19 protein-coding genes are annotated in these 20681 nt (G+C 66.1%); 11 read left to right on the forward strand and 8 right to left on the reverse strand.

Translation table 11 applies throughout. From position 1 onward, the window contains the following. Positions 1 to 13 precede the first annotated feature (13 nt). Positions 14 to 1165: an outer membrane beta-barrel protein gene (locus AC07NF_RS18595; protein ID WP_494629654.1), complete on the reverse strand. Its 1152-nt coding sequence runs from the start codon at positions 1163 to 1165 to the stop codon at positions 14 to 16. Positions 1166 to 1514: 349 nt separating this feature from the next. On the opposite strand from AC07NF_RS18595, the gene AC07NF_RS18600 reads away from it, so the two are divergent. Further along, positions 1515 to 1712 (forward strand): hypothetical protein, encoded by a 198-nt coding sequence (locus tag AC07NF_RS18600; RefSeq protein WP_494629657.1) that lies wholly within the window; start codon positions 1515 to 1517, stop codon positions 1710 to 1712. A 52-nt stretch (positions 1713 to 1764) separates the two neighbouring features. Here AC07NF_RS18600 and AC07NF_RS18605 read toward each other — a convergent pair whose 3' ends face one another. The 4 genes from AC07NF_RS18605 to AC07NF_RS18620 form a co-directional block, all read right to left on the reverse strand. After that, entirely contained in the window at positions 1765 to 2016 is a 252-nt protein-coding gene (locus tag AC07NF_RS18605) for a hypothetical protein (protein WP_494629660.1), read from the reverse strand. 395 nt (positions 2017 to 2411) lie between these two features. After that, a complete protein-coding gene (locus AC07NF_RS18610; RefSeq protein ID WP_494629663.1) occupies positions 2412 to 2903 on the reverse strand; it encodes a RidA family protein in 492 nt (163 codons plus the stop codon). A gap of 29 nt (positions 2904 to 2932) precedes the next feature. Next, a complete protein-coding gene (locus AC07NF_RS18615) occupies positions 2933 to 3325 on the reverse strand; it encodes a c-type cytochrome (RefSeq protein WP_494629665.1) in 393 nt (130 codons plus the stop codon). Between the two features lie 15 nt (positions 3326 to 3340). After that, the gene (locus AC07NF_RS18620) at positions 3341 to 4942 is read right to left on the reverse strand and encodes a flavin monoamine oxidase family protein (RefSeq protein ID WP_494629667.1); all 1602 of its coding nucleotides are present in this window, start codon (positions 4940 to 4942) and stop codon (positions 3341 to 3343) included. 237 nt (positions 4943 to 5179) lie between these two features. On the opposite strand from AC07NF_RS18620, the gene AC07NF_RS18625 reads away from it, so the two are divergent. Continuing rightward, complete coding sequence (locus tag AC07NF_RS18625; protein ID WP_494629669.1) at positions 5180 to 5725, forward strand: GNAT family N-acetyltransferase; 546 nt, start codon at positions 5180 to 5182, stop codon at positions 5723 to 5725. 64 nt (positions 5726 to 5789) lie between these two features. Here AC07NF_RS18625 and AC07NF_RS18630 read toward each other — a convergent pair whose 3' ends face one another. Beyond that, a complete protein-coding gene (locus tag AC07NF_RS18630; protein WP_494629671.1) occupies positions 5790 to 8312 on the reverse strand; it encodes a TonB-dependent receptor plug domain-containing protein in 2523 nt (840 codons plus the stop codon). 284 nt (positions 8313 to 8596) lie between these two features. After that, positions 8597 to 8947 carry a hypothetical protein gene (locus AC07NF_RS18635; protein ID WP_492816960.1) on the reverse strand — a complete coding sequence of 117 codons (351 nt, stop codon included), beginning with the start codon at positions 8945 to 8947 and terminating at the stop codon, positions 8597 to 8599. An 84-nt stretch (positions 8948 to 9031) separates the two neighbouring features. Here AC07NF_RS18635 and AC07NF_RS18640 point away from each other — a divergent pair, with 84 nt between their 5' ends. The 7 genes from AC07NF_RS18640 to AC07NF_RS18670 all read left to right on the forward strand — a co-directional run bounded on the left by AC07NF_RS18640 (position 9032) and on the right by AC07NF_RS18670 (position 17642). After that, entirely contained in the window at positions 9032 to 10012 is a 981-nt protein-coding gene (locus tag AC07NF_RS18640) for a helix-turn-helix transcriptional regulator (RefSeq protein ID WP_494629675.1), read from the forward strand. Between the two features lie 8 nt (positions 10013 to 10020). Beyond that, positions 10021 to 10842 carry a 23S rRNA (adenine(2030)-N(6))-methyltransferase RlmJ gene (rlmJ, locus tag AC07NF_RS18645; RefSeq protein WP_494629679.1) on the forward strand — a complete coding sequence of 274 codons (822 nt, stop codon included), beginning with the start codon at positions 10021 to 10023 and terminating at the stop codon, positions 10840 to 10842. Then, positions 10839 to 12119 carry a chromate efflux transporter gene (gene chrA, locus AC07NF_RS18650; protein ID WP_494629683.1) on the forward strand — a complete coding sequence of 427 codons (1281 nt, stop codon included), beginning with the start codon at positions 10839 to 10841 and terminating at the stop codon, positions 12117 to 12119. The genes rlmJ and chrA overlap by 4 nt, the downstream gene beginning before the upstream one ends. 86 nt (positions 12120 to 12205) lie before the next feature. After that, positions 12206 to 12934 carry a phasin PhaH gene (gene phaH / locus AC07NF_RS18655; RefSeq protein ID WP_494629685.1) on the forward strand — a complete coding sequence of 243 codons (729 nt, stop codon included), beginning with the start codon at positions 12206 to 12208 and terminating at the stop codon, positions 12932 to 12934. Between the two features lie 297 nt (positions 12935 to 13231). After that, on the forward strand, positions 13232 to 16237 hold the full coding sequence (locus tag AC07NF_RS18660) for a TonB-dependent receptor plug domain-containing protein (RefSeq protein WP_494629687.1): 3006 nt from the start codon (positions 13232 to 13234) through the stop codon (positions 16235 to 16237). 107 nt (positions 16238 to 16344) lie between these two features. Then, positions 16345 to 17130 carry a hypothetical protein gene (locus AC07NF_RS18665; protein WP_494629689.1) on the forward strand — a complete coding sequence of 262 codons (786 nt, stop codon included), beginning with the start codon at positions 16345 to 16347 and terminating at the stop codon, positions 17128 to 17130. Between the two features lie 2 nt (positions 17131 to 17132). Then, positions 17133 to 17642: a hypothetical protein gene (locus tag AC07NF_RS18670; protein WP_494629691.1), complete on the forward strand. Its 510-nt coding sequence runs from the start codon at positions 17133 to 17135 to the stop codon at positions 17640 to 17642. 132 nt (positions 17643 to 17774) lie between these two features. Here the strand turns inward: AC07NF_RS18670 and AC07NF_RS18675 are convergent, their stop codons facing one another. Next, positions 17775 to 18296 (reverse strand): GNAT family N-acetyltransferase, encoded by a 522-nt coding sequence (locus AC07NF_RS18675; protein ID WP_494629693.1) that lies wholly within the window; start codon positions 18294 to 18296, stop codon positions 17775 to 17777. A gap of 65 nt (positions 18297 to 18361) precedes the next feature. Here AC07NF_RS18675 and AC07NF_RS18680 point away from each other — a divergent pair, with 65 nt between their 5' ends. Further along, on the forward strand, positions 18362 to 18739 hold the full coding sequence (locus tag AC07NF_RS18680; RefSeq protein ID WP_494629695.1) for a nuclear transport factor 2 family protein: 378 nt from the start codon (positions 18362 to 18364) through the stop codon (positions 18737 to 18739). Positions 18740 to 18854: 115 nt separating this feature from the next. Next, entirely contained in the window at positions 18855 to 20678 is a 1824-nt protein-coding gene (locus AC07NF_RS18685) for a DUF885 domain-containing protein (RefSeq protein ID WP_494629697.1), read from the forward strand. The last annotated feature ends 3 nt before the right edge of the window (positions 20679 to 20681 follow it).

Below are 20681 nucleotides of genomic sequence, written 5' to 3' on the forward strand. Positions count from 1 at the left end.
GCGAACCCCGGTCCTAGAACAGGATCCCCGTCTCGATCAGCGCGCGGGTCTGGGACTTCTTGTCGCCATTGGCGCCCAGGCCCGAGCCGGCGTCGTAGTCGCTGAGCTTGATGTAGGCGACCTCGCCCCGGATGAAGAACGCGCCCTTCTGATAGGTCGGTGTCAGGGTCAGGGTCGTGGCCTTGCTGTCGGTCCCGTACAGCAGGTTGGTCACGCCGGCGCCATCGCTCGAGATGTGCTCGGCGCGAGCGGCCAGCGAGACGTTTTCGTTGAAGCTGTACTTGCCCAGCACCGCCACGCCCATGGTCGAGGCCTTCTCGGTGACGCCCAGCGCCGGCATCTTCGGAACACGCGTGTACTGGACGTACGGCATGATCGTCAGCGGGCCGTTCGTATGGGTCCAGATCAGGTTGTAGATCTCGGAATTGTTCTGCAGCAGCGGCGTGGCCGAGGTGGCCTTGTCGGTCGCCTTGTCGAAATTGCCGCCGCCGGCGAAGGCGATGACGTTCTTGTCGTCGACGGCATAGGACACCAGGGCCGACCCCCAGCTGTACTTGTTGGAATAGAAGCCGTCGTTCAGCGAGGCCGAGATGCTGAGCGGACCCGAGGCGTAGTTCACCTGGACGCCGCGGTTGATCAGGTTCTCCTGGTTCCACAGCTGGCCGCGGGTGATGTTGGCGTTCTGGAAGGTGAAGCTGTACTCGGCGCCGATCAGCGTGGGCAGCTTGCCGACCATGATCGAGAAGTTCTCATTGGGCACGAACTTCACGAACGCCTGGGGCATGACGCCGAAGGTGTTCTTGGTGTTGTCGATGGCCTTGCCATACGGCACGCCCACGGTCGGGAACGAATAGGCGCCGAACTGGGCGAAGAACTGGATCGGGCCTTCGGTGGTCTGGACCATCACCTGGGCGTTCGAGAAGTCGACGCGGGACTTCTTGTCGCTGCTGGCCGCCCGATCCTGCGTATAGCCGATGCCGCTGATCGCGCCGGTGACATAGACATTGCCAAACGGCCCGGCGTCGATCGTGCTGGGCTTGGGATTGGCGGCCAGGGGCCAGCTCATCGAGGGCGTGGTCATGGCTTGGGCGGAAGCCGACCCGGCCGAGGCCAGGGCCAGCATCATGGCGGCGCCGGCGAGCGCGGCGGTCTTGGCGTATTTCATTATCTATCCCCTTTGGACGACGACCCCGTGGTCTTCCGGTCGAGCGGAAGGACGTGTCGAATGTCCAAAGGCTGAGACGTGAACTGCCTTCGACGAAGCATAGTGACGATGAAGTGCGCCTGTATGCTGGTCTCAGATTAAATATTGAGCGTCCGGAAGCTCATTGGCTGAGCATTTATACATTGAAAAATTGAATGATTTCAAAGAATTGCTAGTTCGTATCGAAGTATGTCTTGGTTTTGGGCTGTTTGGTCCGATCGAGTATCGGGAGGGGCGGTGTTCGCCGCTTGACACCTCCACCCCGGCGCACCCAGAAGCTAAGCCTCAACCGAACCGCGAAAGGCGTCAGATGGACAAGAAGGGTGGCGTGGGCTTCGTCCTGGGCGTCAGTGGCGGCATCATCTTCGGCGCGCTGATCGACAACATGGCCATCGGCCTGATCCTGGGCTTCGCCGTCGGCTTCGGCCTGATCAAGTTCGGCGGCAAGAAGAAGCCGAAGCCGGAGGATCCGTCCTCGTCGGGAGAGCCTAAGACCCCTCTCTCATAGAGAGAGGGAGGGGCCCGCCGCGAAGCGGTGGGAGGGTGAGAGGTTACGGGATCTAGAGGTTCTCACCAGCTGCGTAGCGCGGCATGTCAGCTATCGCTTCCTCGAACGCTTCTCGGATTTCAGTCTGGGTAAAGCCTAGATCCCAAAGTTCCGTCATCAGGTGATTGATGGCGCTGGGAAGCAGCGAACGCTCCGGCCAGGGATTTGTCCGGTGCAGGCCTCTTAGGGTCGATGCAAATTGGTCGACCGCCGCCAAGGATTGGCGCTGCCATTCTTCTTCAAAGTTCGGCGCATCTTCGCTCATGCCATGAAGGTGCCGCTTGGTTCGGAGGTTCGCAACGGGGCGGACTATCGGGCGGCGGTGTACCCACTCACCCTCCCACGCCTGCGGCGTGGGTCCCTCCCTCTCTCCATGAGAGAGGGTTTCCTGTAGCCCAGACAAAAGAACGGCCGCCTTCCAGGAGAAGAAGGCGGCCGAGTCATTGGGAGGAAACGCCCGAAAGGGCTGAATTCCATATAGACGTTTGAAATCGATCTGACAACGTTGTCACGAAATTAATTTCGCGTAACGGTGAAATCGGGTCTGCGGTGCGTCGTCCTCGTCCTTCGACAGGCTCAGGGTGAGGGCGAGGGTTGGCACGGCGTATCAGCAGAAACCTCACCCTGAGCTTGTCGAAGGGCGAGGTTTCGGTTCTGTCGCTACTTCTTCCGCGCCGCCTGGGCCTCGATCTCGACCAGCATGCCGTCCTGCACCAGGGCGGTGATCTGGCTGGTGATGCGAGCGGGCTTGTTGGGCTGGGCTTCGGTGCCGAAGAAGGTCTTGTAGCCTTCCATCATGCCGGCGAAGTCCATCTTGCCGCCCTTGGCCGGGTCGCCGACCAGCAGCACGCGCATCATGACGACGTCGCCCAGGGTCGCGCCCTGGCTCTTCAGGGCGGCCTCGATACGGCCGATGACGCCCAGGGTCTGGGTCTTGGTGTCGCCGAACTTGGCGACGCCCGTGGCCTTCTCGTCGATCACCGGCGGGGTCATGCCCGAGACGTAGATGGTGTCGTAGCCGGCCGGCACGGTGACAACGCTGGCGATCGGCGACTTGGGGTCGCCGCCGCGGACGATGTCCTGGGCGTGGGCGGCGGCGTCGAAGCCGGCGAGGGCGGCGATGCCGGCGGCCAGAGCGATGAGGCGTTTCATGGTCTTCTCCCTTTGAGCGGTACGAAAGATCAGTGAGCCTGGAGGCCGCGCGCCTTGGCGGCGGCCTTGGCGGCCACGCGGGCCTTGGCGACGTCGGCGGGCTGGACGGCCGCGCCCTTATTGCCCCACGAGGCGCGGACATAGGTCAGGATCGCCGACAGGTCGGCGTCGTTCAGGTCGTCCTTGAAGGCGGGCATGCCGGCGCGGCCGTTCAACACCGTGGTCGTCACGACCAGCGGCGGGCCTTGCACGAACGGCGAGCCGGCCAGGGCCGGGAAGGCGCCCTTGACGCCCTTGCCGGTCACCTGGTGGCAGGCCGAGCAGTTGTCGTTGAACAGCGACTTGCCGTCGGCGGAGGCGATCGCCGGCGCGGCCAGGCCGGCGGCCAAGCAGAGGGCGGCGAGACGATAAGCGAAGGTCATCAGGTCCTCGAAGTCTTAAGCTTGCTGCACGCGGGCGTGGATTCTGGCGATCTGCTGCCAGGCCGACTCGATGGCGCCGGCCTGCCACCCGCCTAGGTAGCTCAAGTGTTCGCCGGCCAGATAGAGACGGCCGTCGGGCTGGCACAGGACGGGATAGCTGTCCTTGCGGCCAGTCTCGCCCCACTCGGCCCAGCCGCCGAGATTATATTCGGCCAGGTGCCAGCTGAACGAGAAGGCGTTCTCGTAGGCGTCGGCATATTCGGGGAAGATCTTTTGGCCGGCCGCCACGGCGAAGGCCGCGCGTTCGGCCGGGCTCTTGGCGCTGATCCGGGCCGCTTCGCCGCCGAACGCGTAGTAGCCGAGCAGCACGCCCTTCTGACCTTGCCAGCCATAGGAGGGCAGGGTGATCGAGTTGATGCCGGCCAGGTCGGTATAGATGTGGCCGCCATAGATGTGGTGCTTCTCTTCCCAGAAGCGGTTCTTCATCTGCAGGCCGATCTTGTTGACCGGCGCGTAGGCGACACCCTCCATCGCCGCCTTGAACGGAGCCGAGGCGTCGACATCGATCTGCTTCAGCACGCTGAGCGGGATGGTGCACAGGCAGTAGTCGGCCGTGACCTCGGCCGCCTTGCCGTCGGCGCCCTTGTAGGCGACCGTCACGCCGGTGGGCGATTGCTTGATCTTCTCGACCACCGCGCCGTAGCGGATCATCGGGCCGACCTGCTTCTCGAAGGCCTTGGCGATCTGGTCCATGCCGCCGATCGGCTGCAGCATGGTGCGCTGCTGCTCGTAGCCGGTGACCGAGCTCAGGACCTTCCAGGCGTTGCTGTCCAGCACGTCCTTGAAGGCGTAGGGCGCCAGCTCCTTGCCGGGGCCGGGATCGACGCCGGCGCCGGGGTGGATCGAGAAACCGCGCCCTTCCGTGCCCTTGTAGGCCAGGTCCTTGGACAGGCGCCCCTCGTTGACCACGTAGGCGACGAAGCGCTCCTTATCCATGCCCGATAGCGGGGCGTCGAGCTGGCCCTGGCTGGCGGCCTTGGCGACCAGCTCGGCGGTGTAGCCGCGAATGTCGGCGGCGACTTCGCCCTTGCGGACCGGCTTGCCGTTCAGCGGGCCCTTGCCCTTCTCGAAATAGATGTAGGCGGCGTCGTTGTCGTTGACGAAGCTCTCCAGCGGCACGCCGAACAGCTTGGTGTAGTGCAGGGTCGAGCGGTGGTGGTACGGGATCCGCCACGGGCCGTGGTTGATGTAGTGGCCGTCGTCGAACTCGCAGGTCTGTTCGTGGCCGATCAGGTCGGTGTGCTTGAAGCCCTTGCGCGCGGTCTGGCAGCGGCCGCCGGCAAAGCTGCGGGCTTCAAGGACCTGCACCTGGTAGCCGGCCTTGCTGAGTTCGTAGGCGGCGGTCATGCCCGCCAGGCCCGCGCCCAGGATCACCACCTTGGTGTTCTTGGCCCCGCCCGTCAGCTCGGGCGGCAGTTCGGTGGCCGAAGCTTGGCTAAAGCCCAGGGCCTCCATGCCCGACAGAACCAACGACATGCCGCCGACCGCGGCCAAGCTTTCGAAGAACCGACGGCGTGTGAGTACGCCACCCGCCGAAGACGTGTCCAATCCGCTCATTACATCCCCGCCCGTTATTGCCGGCGGATCACGTCGCGCCGGTTGGCCTGCATCTCGAAATCCTGACCTTCGCCGCGCAATCCGTTTTCAGTAAAGACGCAGGATGACCGGTCCGACGCCTGACCATTGGGCGCCTGGGGCGGTCTTTGAGCGATCGGTGGGCGGGGTCGAAAGATCGCCACGGACTCGCCGAATCCCTGTTTTGCTCGCCGCTCGGCGACCCGACATGGAGCCCCTATGACTTCGTCCGCACCCGCCCTGATCCTGCGCCTGGCCCGCACCGACGACATGCCGGTGCTAAAGGCCCTGATGGACCGCGCGATCGGCGAGCTGTTGCAGGACTTCCTGCCGCCCGAGGGCGTGAAGGCTTCTTTCGAGATCATGGGCCTGGACACCCAGCTGATCGCCGACGGCACGTACTTCGTGGTGGAGGACGGGGGCGAGATCGCCGGCTGCGGCGGCTGGAGCCGGCGCGCCACCCTGTTCGGCGGCGACCACTCGGCCGGACGCGACGCGGCGCTGCTGGACCCCAAGGTCGACGCCGCCCGGGTGCGGGCCATGTACACCCACCCCGATCACACCCGCAAAGGCGTTGGCCGTCTGATCCTGGACGCCTGCGAGAACGCCGCCCGCGCCGAGGGCTTCGCCAACGTGGAGATGGCCGCCACCATGGGCGGCGTGCCGCTGTACCGCGCCTGCGGTTACCACGACATCGAGGCGTTCGAGGCGGTGACCTCGGGCGGCTACCGCGTGCCGCTGATGCGGATGGGCAAGGGGCTCTGATCCCCAAAGCAAAAGGGGCGGACCCTGCGGTCCGCCCCTTCGCTATTCAGTCTGATCCCAAGCCTTAGAAGGCGTAGGTCAGGCGGCCGTAGTAGTAGCCGCCGTTGATGCCGTACGGCGAGAAGCCCGGGTACTGCGTCACGCAGCCGCCGCCCGAAGCGATACAGGCGGTCTGGAAGGCGGTCGTGAACTTGTCCGGATACTTGTTGAACGCGTTGTTGGCCCCGATCGCGGCGGTGACGCCCTTCAGGAACTTGTAGGACAGCTCGACGTCGGTGATCGCCGTGGCGCTGGCCACGGTGTTCAGCAACGGACCGGTGCCGGGATCCGACAGGGCCTCGGCCTTGCCGTAGAAGGTTTCGGTCAGCGACAGCGAGACCTTGCCGAACGTGTAGAGGCCGTTCAGGCCGATCTTGTACTTCGGCGCGGCCTTCTCGAGCAGCGAGGCGGCGTTGCCGGCGAACAGGACCTGACCGGTCGGGAAGGCGGCGCTGGTGGTGGCGAGCGCCGCCGGCGGTGTCTTGACCTTGGTGATCTTGGTCTTGTTGAAGTTGCCCGACAGCGTCCAGTCGATGCGGCCCGCGTCGCCCAGGTCGGTCGGGTACGAGACCACGAAGTCCAGGCCGCGGGTGCGGGTGTCCAGGCCGTTCGAGAAGATGTTGATGCCGGTGCTGGCGACCGTGCTGTCCAGGATGTTGCCGTTGGCGGCGATCGCGGCGTTGACGTTGCTGTTGACCACGACGCCGTTGCGGATGCCGTAGACCGAGCTGGAGCCGAAGATCCGGTCCTTCAGATTGATCTGATAGACGTCGATCGTGGCCGTCATCTTCGGGATCGGGTGCGCGACGATGCCCAGGCTGTAGTTCTTCGACTTCTCCGGCTTCAGAGCGTCGATGCCCAGCAGGCGGGCGGCCGGCGAGTTCGGGGCCAGCTGCACGAAGGCGCTGGTCGGCGAGACGTTGGTGGCCGAGTAGAACGATTCCGCCAGGGTCGGGGCGCGGAAGCCGGTCGAGACCGTGCCGCGGACGGCGAACATCTCGCTGAAGTCATAGCGGCTGGTCAGCTTGGCGACGGTGGTGTCGCCGAAGTCGCTGAACTTCTCGTAGCGGATGGCCGCGTCGATCTTCCAGGCCTCGATCGGGCTGACGGCGAAGTCGCCGTACAGGGCCCAGCTGGTGCGCGCGTGGCCGCCGGCGTCGGTCTTCTGGAAGCCCGGATACGACTGCGAGCCTTCCTTGTAGGTCGAGGCCGCGTCGCCCTGGCCGATGCGATAGGTGTCACGACGCTGCTCGTAGCCCAGGGCGACGTCCAGCGGCGTGGCCAGGCCGACGTCAAAGCCGCGGCGCAGATCGAGGTTGTTGGTCCACTGGGTGGTGCGCCAGCTGCCGGCGTGGAACGAGGTCGGGGTGAAGCCCTTGGTCGTGGTCGTCGAGGTGTCGGTGTAGAGGCTGGCGTTGGCCGAGTCCTCGACGCGGACCTCGATGTCGTCCTTGCCGTAGGTCGAGGACAGATCCATGTCCCAGCCGGCCAGCTTGCCCGAGACGCCCAGGGTCAGGCCGTAGTCGTCCTCGATGATGCGCTCGCGGGGCGAGAAGCCCAGCGGGAAGGGCCGATCGGCCGCGCCCATCTTGCCCTGGATGCGGTTGTAGCGGCGGTAGTTCTCGTAGGCCGAGGCGTCCTTGTGGCCCATGGTGCCGAACGAATAGACCTCGAAGTCGCCCGGCAGCTCGACGCCCGCGTTGAAGGCCAGGTTGTTGATCCGGTACTCGGCGTCGCCCGAGATCAGGTTCAGGTTCGGATAGCCTGGGATCAGGCTTTCGACGGCGTTGTTGGCGGCCGAGTAGCCCGGGCTGGCCGGGTTGACGACGCGCTGGTCGCCCAGGCCGCGGTTCGAGAAGCCGTGGTATTTGCTCTCGACGGTGATGTTCAGATAGCTGCTCTCGGTCGGCGCCATGCCGATGTTGACCGAGCCGCCGGCCGTCTTGCCGCCGCCGTCGAAATATTCGCCGCCGGTGGCCGAGATCGAGCCGCCCGAGACGTTCTTCTTCAGGATGATGTTGACGACGCCGGCGATGGCGTCGGTGCCGTACTGGGCGGCGGCGCCGTCGGTCAGCACTTCGATGCGGCCGATGCCGGCCATCGGAATGAAGCCCAGGTCGGCGGCGGCGGCGCCTTGGTAGACGCCCGACAGCACGGCCAGGTTGCCGGTGGTGTGACGGCGCTTGCCGTTGACCAGCACCAGGGCCTGGTTGGGCGAGAGGCCGCGCAGGCGGGCCGAAAGGGTCAGGTTGGCGGTGTCGCCGCCGAAGGCCTGGGCGTTGAACGAGGGGACCAGGTTGGCCAGGCCGAGACGCAGGTCGACCGCGCCGGTGCGTTCCAGCGTGCTGGTGTCGACGACTTGGACGGGGGCGGGGCTGTCGATGACGCGCAGGCCAGTCTGGCGCGTGCCGGTGACGATGACGACGTCGATTTCGTTCTGATCGGCCGGCGCATCAGGTGCGGCGGCGAAAGCTTGTGCAGAGTATCCGAAAGTAACAGATAGCGCGGAAATACCCGCCAGAAGGGCAGGTTTAAAACGCCGAGTCATTAGTAACCCCCTCATTGTGTTTATTGACGCGTAATGATTCCCTCTTCCATGGCGTTTTTCTCCCGACGATTATGATTTTTGACATTCACGCAAAAAATCATCGGATACTCCCCCGATGAATTCATGGGGAGGCAGGTTCCGGCGTTCGGCAATGGGAGCTGTTCTAGAAACGGTCACAACCGCGCCGGCGCCTCAATGGCGCCGTTTTGCGCGGCGGCAGGTCTCGGATTTTAGGCAGTTGGGTACGCCCGCTTTGCACGCGGAAGGTGCGTGCCTGGCGAGTTTCACGCCACGAGGCGCATCGGCGGGGCCATTTCGTCCGTCTCTTCGGTCTCGAAGAGGTCGAAGGCCTCTTCCCAGACCTGCAGGCGGGATTCGCGCAGTTCGGCGTCGTCGGTGACACGCACGATCTGGTCCTCGCGGTCGTTCCACACCAGGCCGATGTCGATCACGCGCTCGACGTCGCGGCCCAGCAGCAGGAACATGTCGGCCTTGGCCGCGCGCTCGTGGCTGATCCGGCGCAGGGTGCGGCCGTTGCCCATGTCGCGATGGATGTCGGCGAAGTCCATCACTGCCGAGATCATGGCCTGGTTCACGGGGGCGGTGGTCCAGGGGTTGCAAGCAAAGCGGGACATTGGCTTCTCCAGTCTCGACATCCGAACAATGACCAGGCATTGCGTCAGAAGCGGTCGTAAGTTGCCCCTCCGCTTGAGGAACGCATGAGACACGAGAAAGCTACACGGCTCCTGGATCTGGCCCGGATGCTGGCCGGTTCGGCCGAGGGCATGACCCTGGACGAGATGGCGCGCGCCCTGGACGTGGGCCGCCGCACCGCCGAGCGGATGCGTGACGCCGTCTGGACCGCCTTCCCGCAGATGGAGGCGATCGACGACCCGCCGACCAAGCGTTTCCGAATCCCCTCGGGCCTGGACGGCGTGTTCCAGACCCCGACCGCCGAGGAGCTGGCGGCGCTGCGCTCGGCCGCCGACAGCTACAAGGCCTCGGGCGCCGAGGCGCGGGCGGCCTCGCTCTATGCTCTGGAGGGCAAGCTGCTGTCGGCCCTGCGCGGCGCGGCCCGCCGCAAGGTGGCCCCCGACGTCGAGGCCCTGGTCCAGGCCGAGACCATCGCCGTCCACGCCGGTCCGCGGCCGTTCGAGGATCAGGCGCTGCTGACCGCCATCCGCACGGCGATCATGGGCCTGTCGGCCCTGTCGTTCACCTACAAGGGCGGCACCACGCCGGGCCGCACGCGGGAGGTGACGCCGCTGGGCGTCCTGTTCGGGCGCAGCAACTATCTGGTGGCGTCGGAAGGAGCGGGCGGTCCGCGCTCGTGGCGCCTGGACCGGATGAGCGACCTGAAGGTTCTGGATAGGCCGGCCTCGCCGCCCGAGGACTTCAGCTTGCAGGCCTTCGCCGACGAGAGCTTCGGCATCTATCACGACGAGATCCAGGACGTGGTGCTGCGGATCCATCCGCGCCGCGCCGAGGACGCCCTGCGCTGGCGCTTCCACGCCACCCAGAAGGTGACCCAGGAAGCGGACGGTTCGGTGACGGTGACCTTCCGGGCCGGCGGCATGCGTGAGCTGTCCTGGCACCTGTTCACCTGGGGCGGCGATATCGAGATCGTCGGGCCGCAGGTCCTGAAGGACATGATGGTCCAGGAGCTTCGTGAGGCTGGTCGCGCCCACGGGGCGTGGTAGGAGCGGGGATGAATTACCGCCACGCCTTCCACGCCGGCAACTTCGCCGACCTGCACAAGCACGCGATCGTGCTGGCCATGCTGTCGGCGCTCCAGGACCAGAGCGACGCCGTGTCGATGGTCGACACCCATGCCGGGGCAGGGGGCTATGACCTGTCCGGCGAGATGGCTCGGCGTTCGGGCGAGGCCCAGGCGGGGATCTTCCGACTAAAGGCGGCCGATGACGCGCCGGCGGTGTTTGGTCCGCTGCTGAAGGCGGTGGCTGACATGAATGGCGGGCGGGAGGGCGATCTTTATCCTGGCTCGCCGCTGCTGATGGCGCGGGGCCTGCGCAAGGCCGATCGTTATGCGGGCTGCGAGCTGCGCCCCGACGACGCGGCGCTGCTGCGCAAGACCCTGGCGCCCTACGCCAACGCCCAGGCCCTGGAAGCCGACGGTTTCGCGACCGCCGTCCAGCAGGCGGGCAGGGGCGGCCGGGCGTTCGTGGTCATCGACCCGCCGTTCGAGCGGCCGGACGACTACAAGCGCATCGCCGAGACGACCAAGGCGGCCCTGGCCCGCGCGCCTGACGCGACCTTCGCCATCTGGCTGCCGATCAAGGACCTGGAGACCTTCGACGCCTTCCTGCGGATGATGGAAACCGTCACAGGTGACCTGTTAGTGGCCGAGCTCCGCCTCCGGCCCCTGACGGATCCCATGAAGATGAACGGCTGCGCGATGGTGATGATCGGCGCGCCCGCCGCGATCGACGAGGCGGCGGCGCAGGCCGGCGACTGGATCGCCGCGCGCCTGGGCGACAAGGGCGGCCGCTCGCGCGTCTGGCGCACGTGAGCAAGACGCCGCCGACCCTGGCGCAGGCCCTGCCGGTCTGGCTGAAGATCGGGCTGCTGGGGTTCGGCGGTCCGGCCGGCCAGATCGCGCTGCTGCATAAGGAAGTGGTCGAACAGCGCGATTGGATCGACGAGGACACGTTCGCGCGGGCCTTGAGCTTCTGCATGCTGCTGCCGGGGCCGGAGGCCCAGCAGCTGGCCACCTGGCTGGGATGGCGACTGCATGGCGTGCGGGGCGGCGTGGCGGCGGGGCTACTGTTCGTGCTGCCGGGCCTGGCCGTGATGCTGGGGCTGTCGGCGCTGTATGTCGCGCACGGTCGCTCGGACTGGGCCGGGCCGGTGCTGCTGGGCCTGAAGGCGGCGGTGGTGGCGCTGGTGCTGCAGGCGCTCATCAAGATCGGCAAACGCGCGATTAAGGACCGGCTGGCGGCCTTCGTCTGTGGCGCGGCCTTCGTGGCGCTGTCCTTCACCACCCTGCCGTTCCCGTTGGTGATCCTGGCCGCCGGCGTCCTGGGCTGGGCGACGACCAAGGCGGGGAACAAGTCGGCGCCGCGCCCCGCGCCGTTGAAGGGGCAGGCGAAGACGGCCCTGGCGTGCCTGGCCCTGTGGATCGCCCCGATCGCCCTGGCGTGGCTGGTCGCGCCGGGCTCGGTCCTGGCTTGGATGGGACTGTCGTTCGGCGGGCTGGCGGCGATCAGCTTCGGCGGCGCCTATGCGGCCTTGGCCTATATCGGCCAGGCTGCCTCGGGGTTCGGCTGGCTGACGGCCAACCAGATGCTGGACGGCCTGGGCCTGGCCGAGACCACGCCAGGGCCGCTGATCCTGGTCTTCGTCTTCGTCGGCTTCGTCGGGGCCTTCCAGACCGCGCCGGCCGAGTGGGCGTGGCTGCTGGCCGTGCTGGGCGGGCTGATGGCGGCCTGGGTGACCTTCGCGCCGTCGTTCCTGTGGATCTTCGCCGGCGGGCCACTGTTCGAGCGCTGGGGGCGAGAGCTTCAGCCCGCGCGGGCCCTGGCCCTGATCTCGGCCGCCTCGGTCGGGGTGATCGGCCAGCTGGCCCTGTGGTTCGCCATCCACCTGTTCTTCCGCAGCGGCCAGACGATGGAGGTCGCGGGGTTGGTCAAGGTCATGCTGCCGGACCTGGCCAGCCTGGACTACGCCGCGGTGGGCGTGACGGTGCTGGCCCTGATGCTGGTGTTCGCCACCCGCCTGCCGATGCTGGCCATGATCGCCGTGACGGTGGTTGCGGGGATCCTCCTGAAGGTCGTCGGAGTTGCTTGACGTAAGGTGAGCATTTTTGCGGTTGCGAACGCGTTTTCCGTGTTATGCTGCACCGCAATAGATCGCCGGCGCTGGAGCACCTCCCCATGGTTTCGATCTTCTCTTTCCTTCCTGAATACAAGGCCGACAAGGTCGAGCCCGAGACCGTCCCGCACGTGGCGATCGGCGCGGCCTCGCCGCTGTGGCTGATGTTCGGCGGCGCCGCGATGGCGGGCGCTTCCTACTGGTGGTGGGCCAATCGCTGGCGCGAGGCGGTCAATGTCGAGGCCCTGATGGCCTTGGCGCCCGAACCGGTCGCTCCGCCCGTCGAGAGCGTGGCGGTTCTGGACGCTGCGCCTCTGCCGGTTGCCGAGCCGGTCATCGAGGCCGTGACCCTGGTCGCCGAAACGATCGAGACCGTGCTCGACGCCACGCAAGAGATCGTCGAAACCGCGGCCGAGCCGGTGGTCGAGGCCATCGTCGCCGCCAATGAAGACATCGCCGAAGCGGTGGTCGAACCCGTCGTCGCGGCCGAGCCCGTGGTCGAGGAGGTCGTCGCTGAAGCGCCGGTCGAGGTCGTCGAAGCCGCCGCGCCGGTGGTCGAGGACGTCGCGAAGACCGCCGAGGCCCTGACGGACGACCTGACCCAGCTGGTCGGCATCGGTCCCAAGCTGGCCGCCTCGCTGGGCGAGCTGGGCGTGACCAAGTTCAGCCAGATCGCCGCCTGGACGCCCGACGAGCTGGCCTCGTTCGACGCGCTGCTGAATCTGAAGGGCCGCGCCGAGCGCGACGCCTGGATCGCCCAGGCCAAGCGGTTGCTTCCCGCGGTGAACTGAAACCTTCAAGCCTCGAATATTACTAGGCCGCCGGCTCGCCCCGGCGGCCTTTTTCGTGCCTGAAGTTGCTGCACTTTCCGTGCGCGTAAGCTGCTCAAAAGGCTGCGAAATGCCCCGTCGAACACCGATGGTGCGTGCGAGATGCCACAGTTCGTCCAAAATGCGACAAAACGGCGACGGTGAGATTGCACGAATTTAATGAAGCAGATTGGGTAGGCCTTAGCGGTACTTGTCGCGCCAAGGGGGCTTGGTGGGGAGGCGTGCCGCGAGTTCCGTAATAAAGGCGAAAATCCTCCAATGCTCACCCATCGCAGACATCTTCTGGCCTCGACGTTCATCGCCGGGCTGGCGGTCAGCGTTGCGTTGCCGGCCATGGCTCAAACGGCCGCTCCGCTGCAGACCACCGACAGTAAGGCTTCGGATAATTCCGAGGTCGAGGCCGTCGTCGTCACCGGCTCGCGCATCAAGCGCAACGAGTTCAACAGCCCTGACCCGGTTCAGGTCATCACGGCCGACCAGGGGCGGCTGAAGGGCATCGGCAACACGGCTCAGTTGCTGCAGTCCTCGACCATCGCCTCGGGTTCGCCGCAGATCACGGCCGCCGTCTCCAGCGCCTTCGTCACCGACGGCGGTCCGGGGTCGGAAACCGTCTCGCTGCGCGGCCTTGGCGCCAATCGCACGCTGGTGCTGCTGAACGGCCGTCGCGCCGGTCCGGCCGGCACGCGCGGCGGCGTCTCGGCCTTCGACCTGAATGTGCTGCCAGTGTCCGCCATCGACCGCGTCGAAATCCTGAAGGACGGCGCCTCGTCGGTCTACGGCTCGGACGCCGTGGCCGGGGTCGTCAACATCATCACCAAGCGCGGCCAGGACGGCTTCAGCATCGACGCCTTCGCCAGCCAGCCCGAAAAGCACGGCGGCCAGGAGTTCCGCACCAGCGTAGGCTTCGGCAAGACGTTCTCGCGCGGCTTCTTCAACATCACCTACGACTACGCCAAGAAGACCGAGCAGACGCGCGGCCAGCGCGCCTGGACCAACTGCGGCCAGTCGTACATCTTCGACGCCAACGGCAAGCGCAAGGACACGATCGACCCGCGCACGGGCCAGACCCAGTGCCGCGACCTGCTGTACGATCAAGTCTGGCTGTACACCCTGCCGGACTTCGAAGGTCGCGACGGCAAGCTGCAGTTCGACTACAACAACAACCTGGGCAAATACATTCCGCAGTACCCGGCCGGTAAGGCGGGCGACTATCCGGGCATGCCGCCGGGCTTCTTCGTGGTCGGCGACAGCAACGATCCGGCCAATCCCGACATGGGCGTGCTGGACTACAACAGCCCCTACAACCTGGCCACGTCGGTGACCCCGCGCACCGAGCGCAACACGGTCTTCGCCCAGGCCTCGTTCGACGTGAACGACCATGTCGAAGCCTATGCCGAGGTGCTGCTGAACCGCCGCGCCACCAAGACCAATGGCTACCGCCAGTTCTGGACCTACCTCTACACCGAGGACTACGGCGACCCCTTCAGCGCCGGCTTCACCGGTGACTTCGTCCTCAGCCCGACCATCGTCACGCCGCGCGCTCGCGACGGCCAGAAGGTCGACTATCAGCGCTATGTCGGCGGTCTGCGCGGCGACTTCGGCGACACCTTCCTGAAGGGCTGGGACTGGGACATCTTCGCCCAGTACAGCCACAACAAGGGCCTGTACTCGCAGGACGTGCTGCTGGCCGACGCCGTCAACAGCGCCGACGGCCGCACCGATTTCGGAACGACGGGTCTGGGCAAGCCCAACCCGATCCCGCGCCCGACCGCCTCGTGCGTCGGCTACACCACGCCGATCAGCAAGCGTAAGTGCGTCGACGTGAACTGGATGTCGCCCGATTTCCTGGCCGGCAAGTACACGCCGGAAGAAGAGGCGTTCCTGTTCGACACCGAAACCGGCAAGACGCTCTACAAGCAGCTGGCGATCGAAGGCTCGGTCTCGGGCGACCTGTTCAAGCTCCCGGCCGGCACGGTCGGCGCCGCCTTCGGCGTCGCCTATCGCAAGGACGAGATCAACGACACCCCCGGCGCCATCACCCGCGCCGGCAATATCTGGGGCTCGTCGACCTCGGGCATCACCGCCGGCAAGGACACGACCAAGGAAATCTACGGCGAACTGGGCGTTCCGCTCGTGAAGAACGTGCCGTTCATCCAGTCCTTGGACCTGTCGCTGTCGGGCCGCTACACCGACGTCAACAGCTACGGCAGCGACCAGACCTACAAGATCGGCCTGAACTGGCAGATCATCCCGTCGGTTCGCCTGCGCGCCACGCGCGGCACCTCGTTCCGGGCCCCGGCGCTGTTTGAACTGTACAAGAACGCAGAGACTGGCTTTGCCGATCAGCGCTCGATCGATCCCTGCATCCGCTGGCAGTCGAACCTGACCGCCGGCAACATCACGCAACGCGTCGCCGACAACTGCAAGGCCGCCGGCATTCCGCCCGCCTATACCGGCGCGGGCGCGCAAGCGACGGTCACTTCGGGCGGTGGCGCCGGCGCTCTGGACGCTGAAACCTCGAAGGCCACGACCTACGGCATTATCTGGACGCCGAAGTTCGCCGACCTGAAGGTGGCGGTCGACTATTTCGACATCCAGGTGAACGACGAGATCACTCAGGTGGGCGCGGCCCGGATCGTCAGCGGCTGCTACAAGTCGCTGAACTTCCCGAACGATGGGCTTTGCTCGTTGTTCAAGCGTGGCCCGTCCAACCTGATCACGGACGTCACCGACAACTACCTGAACATCGCCAAGCAGGTGAACAAAGGCCTGGACCTGACCGTGAACTACGGCCAGGATCTGCCCTGGGACATCCGTCTGGATACCGAGCTGCAGTCGACCTGGCAGTTCAAGGACACCACGGCGCTGTTCGCCGACACCGTCGTCGACAGCAACGGCTTCGTGGGCGATCCGGACTGGACCGGCCAGCTGAACTTCCGCTTCACCAAGGGCGACTGGGCCGCGCTGTGGGGCATCGACATGATCGGCAAGGCCTCGGACGCCGAGGACTATGCCGACAAGAACACGGCCGGGACCACGTTCTACAAGGTCCACACCGAGTTCACGGCCTATCACAGCCTGTCGCTGCAGAAGAAGTTCGAGGACTTCACCCTGCTGGGCGGCGTGGCCAACATCTTCAATGAAGCCCCGCCCCAGGTCACTCTGTCCCAGGGTAACTACAACACGGTCGGCCGTTCGGTGCTGGCCTCGCAGTACGACTATATCGGCCGCCGCATGTTCGTGAGCTTCCAAGCGAAGTTCTAAGCATCGGAGACGGGATGCGAGTTTCGCGTCCCGTCTTCACGGTCTAGTCTTTCGGGCGGCGGAGCGATCCGCCGCCCTTTGTTTTCGAGTCGCGGGAAGCCTCCGTCGTGAACGCCATCATCCGGGGCAAGCCCGACAATCTGGACGAGATCGGCCAGCGCTTCGACCGCGCCCGTCTGACCCAGCCGGTCTATCTGAACAGCGTGCCCAAGGCCGGCACGCACCTGATCCGCAACATCCTGCGGATGTTCGTCGCGCCCGAGCAGCACTGGCCGCGCGAATATATCCAGCACGCCCTGCTGGCCCGCAGCCGCGACGCCTTCGATCCGAAAGCGCCAATGATCAGCTGGGGCCACATGCTGTTCTCGGACGAGTCCGCCGTGGCCCTGCGCGACGTGCGCCACATCGTGCTGGTGCGCGACCCTTATGACTGGGTGCTGGCGCGGGCGCGTTTCTACCTGTCGGACGAGTTCCAGGGGAACCTGAACCACATCAAGGACGGCGGCGCGGCGGTCGAGGACGTCATCATGATGATGATCCTGGGCGCCCACGGCCGCGTGCCGGACCTGCGCGACATCTTCAGCATGAACGCCGTGGCCTGGATGGGCTCCAGCGCCGTGATCGTCCGCTACGAGGACATTGTCGACAGCCTCAAGGACCTGGGCTCCAAGCGCGCGGAGGCCTTCTTCCGCCAACTCTTGGCCGACTGCGGTCTCGACCTGCCGACCGACTGGCGCGACCGCGTCGAGGCCGGCGCCGATCCGCGCGAGAGCCGCACCGCTCGCGAGAACCTGCAGGTGACGGCCGAGGTGCCCAAGGTGCTGTCCGACGTCCACAAGCAGGTCGTCGACTTCCATGTGCCGGGCCTGCGGGCGCTGCTGGGTTACGCCTGAGCATGACTGACAACACTGAGCTGTGGGCGCTGTGGAAGCGCCTGAAGAGCCATTTTCCCGTTTGGTCGCTGCTGCCGTCTTCCATCTGGACGCCCGGCGCCTGGGGTTATGTCGGCGTCGACTTCCTCAGCGGCTTTCGCCGGAATCCCTCGACGATCCGGTCCTTCGCGCTGCTGGAGGGCGTCGATGAGCCCACGTTCGACGCGCTGTCGGCCCTGGCCAATCTGAACGTGCGCCGGCAGGACCAGATCTTGCGGGTGGTGATTATCGGCTACCTGACCGTGCCGCTATCGATCGTGGCGCTGCTGGCCGAGCTGGCCGGCGACAGCGTGATGAGCTTCGTCCGGGGCAATCTGAACATGGTCATCGTCAGCGCCAGCACCGCGACCATGGGGCCGCTGATGTACCTGATGAGCCATTGGCGCTCACGCCAGATCGTCAGCGTGCTGGACCTGATCCGCATCGAACGCGGTCAGGCGCCGTTCACGGCGCTGGAGCTGCGGGAGGAGTAGAGGGACTCAGCACAGGCCCCCACCTGACCTGCTCACGCAGGTCTGTCCGCCCCCAAGCGGGGCGGAGGGAGCTGAGCCTTTCTTCCTCTCCTCCCTGTTAGGGGAGGGGGACCGGCGAAGCCGGTGGAGGGGTTAGCGCCGCCGCTCCATCATCACGATCGGCGACCCTTTGTAAGTCGTATGCGCCTTGATCCTGAATCCCATCTTGGCCGCCAGGGCCAGCGAGGCGGCGTTGTCGGCGTCGATGATGCAGGGCACGATCTCCGGCGCCAGGGCCTGGTCGATCCAGTCTAGGCCCGCCCGCACCGCTTCGGTGCCGAAGCCATGGCCGTGCGACCAGGCCGCCAGCACCCAGCCCATCTCCGGCAGGTCGTACAGGCTGGGCGTCAGGTCGCGGCGCAGGTCCGCGAAACCGACCTCGCCGACATAACGCCCCGTCGAGGTTTCGCGCACCGCCCAGTAGCCGAAACCCAGCACCTCCCACAGGCCGCGGGCGCGCATCAGGCGGGTCCAGCTTTCCTCCTCGGTGAAGGCGCGGCCGCCGACGTGGCGGACCACGACCGGGTCGGCCCACATGGCCTTGCTGTCCTCGAAGTCCGACAGCTGCGGCGCGCTGAGCGTGAGGCGGGCGGTGGTCAGGGTCGGGACGGGCATACAGACTCGGCGTTTGCGGCGGACGCCCCGCAAGCTACACCGGCTCCACGACCTGGAAAGAGCCCATGACCGCCCCCGCCGACGCCATCGCCGCCCGCCGCAAGCTGACCAACAAGCTGATCGCCGCCAAGGACGCCGCGCGCCTGCGGCCGTTCTTCGATCCGCGCATGACCCTGATCGCCGGCGACGGCTCGCTGCTGCTGGGGGCCGAGGACGTGTTGGCCGCCTTCGCCAGCCAGTTCGCCGATCGGGGCTTCATCGCCTATGTCCGCACGACCGAGCAGATCGACCTGGACGCCGAGGGCAATCGCGCCGCCGAGCGCGGCCGCTGGGTCGGCTCCTGGAAGGACGCGGCCGAGCAGTCGGGGACCTATCTGGCCACCTGGAAGAAGGTCACCGGCCAGTGGGTGATCGAGAACGAGCTCTACGTGACGCTCGCATGATCGGTGTGACCGCAATCATCGCTGGATTTCGCCGGATGACTCGGAATTAATTTCGCCAAACTCGCGCAAGGGGCTTACCCCTTCGCCTCCAATTCGGCTCCTGGGAGGGAAAGCCTTGCTCAATCGTCGCCATATGATGTTCGCCACCGCTGCCGCGGGGTTCGCCGCCACCGGTGGTCTGCCGACCCTGGCCCTGGCCCGCGAGGGTGAAGTCGCCAAGCTGAACGCCCTGTTCGACGACATCATGGCCAAGCAGCTGCGCCAGTCGCCCGAGACGGCCACCAGCCTGGGCCTCGACAGCGGCGACCTGGCCTGGACCAAGGACCTGCTGAGCGACCGCTCGCCCGCCGCCATCGAGGCCGGCAAGGTCCAGACCGCCAAGCAGCTGGCCGACCTGCGCGCCATCGACCGCAAGGCCATCAAGGGCATGGACGCGGCCAACTACGACACCGTCGAGTTCGTGCTGGCCGTCCAGGACGAGGGCAACAAGCAGTTCAGCTACGGCGGCGGCGGTTCGGGCGCGCCCTACGTGCTGTCGCAGCTGACCGGTTCGTACCAGCAGATGCCCGACTTCCTGGACACCCAGCACAGCATCGAGACAAAGGCCGACGCCGACGCCTATCTGGCGCGGATGGAGGGCTTCGCCCGCCTGATGGATCAGGAAACCGCCATCGCCAAGCAGGACATGGCCGACGGCGTGATCCCGCCGGACTTCATCATCGACAAGACTTTGATCCAGATGAAGGCCTTCGCCGACACCCCGACGGCCGACGCGCCGCTGGTCAAGTCGATCGCCCGCCGCACCAAGGAAAAGAACATCGCCGGCGACTGGGCCGGTGAAGCCTCCAAGATCTATGAAGGCTCGGTGCTGCCGGCCCTGAAGCGCCAGATCGCGCTGATGGAATGGGCCCGTCCCAAGGCCGTGCACGACGCCGGCTGCTGGCGCCTGAAGGACGGCGGGGCCTACTACGCCACGTCGCTGAAGAACTACACGACCTCGGACCTGAAGCCGGACGAGATCCACCAGCTGGGCCTGGACCTGGTCAAGTCGATCTCGGCCGAGGCCGACAAGCTGTTCAAGAGCATCGGCATGAAGACCGGCACGGTCGGCGAGCGCATGGCCAAGCTGGGCGAGGACTTCTATCCGAACACGGACGCGTCCAAGGAGCAGCTGATCAAGGACCTGAACGAGAAGGCCGCCTGGATCCAGAAGCAGCTGCCGGCCTATTTCGGCGCCCTGCCCAAGGCCCCGCTGGAGATCCGCCGCGTGCCCAAGGCCATCGAGGCCGGCGCCCCGGGCGGCTACTACAACTCGCCCTCGCTCGACGGTAAGCGCCCCGGGATCTACTGGATCAACCTGCGCGACACCAAGGAGCAGGCCAAGTACACCCTGACCACCCTGACGGTGCACGAGGGCGTCCCGGGTCACCACCTGCAGCTGTCGATCTCGAACGAGGCCAAGGGCCTGCCCATGATCCGCAAGATCATCGGCTTCTCGGGCTACACCGAGGGCTGGGCGCTCTATTCCGAGCAGCTGGCCGTCGAGATGGGTATCTACAAGACCGATCCGCGCGGCCACATCGGCATGCTGCACGACGCCCTGTTCCGCGCCGTGCGCCTGGTGGTCGACACCGGCATGCACCACAAGAAGTGGAGCCGCGAGCAGGCCGTGAAGTACATGGCCGAGACCATGGGCGACGAGGAAAGCGGCTCGATCACCGAGATCGAGCGCTACGTCGTGTGGCCGGGCCAGGCCTGCAGCTACATGATCGGCAAGATCGTCTGGCTGCGCGTCCGCGCCAAGGCTCAAAAGGCCCTGGGCAAGAAGTTCGACATCCGCGAATTCCACGACGCGGGCCTGCTCTCGGGCATGACCCCGCTGACCACCCTGGAACGCGTGATCGACGACTACATCGTCGCTAAGGGCGGCAAGGCTTAAGGC

It is taken from the genome of Caulobacter sp. GW821-FHT10A06 (assembly GCF_059415805.1).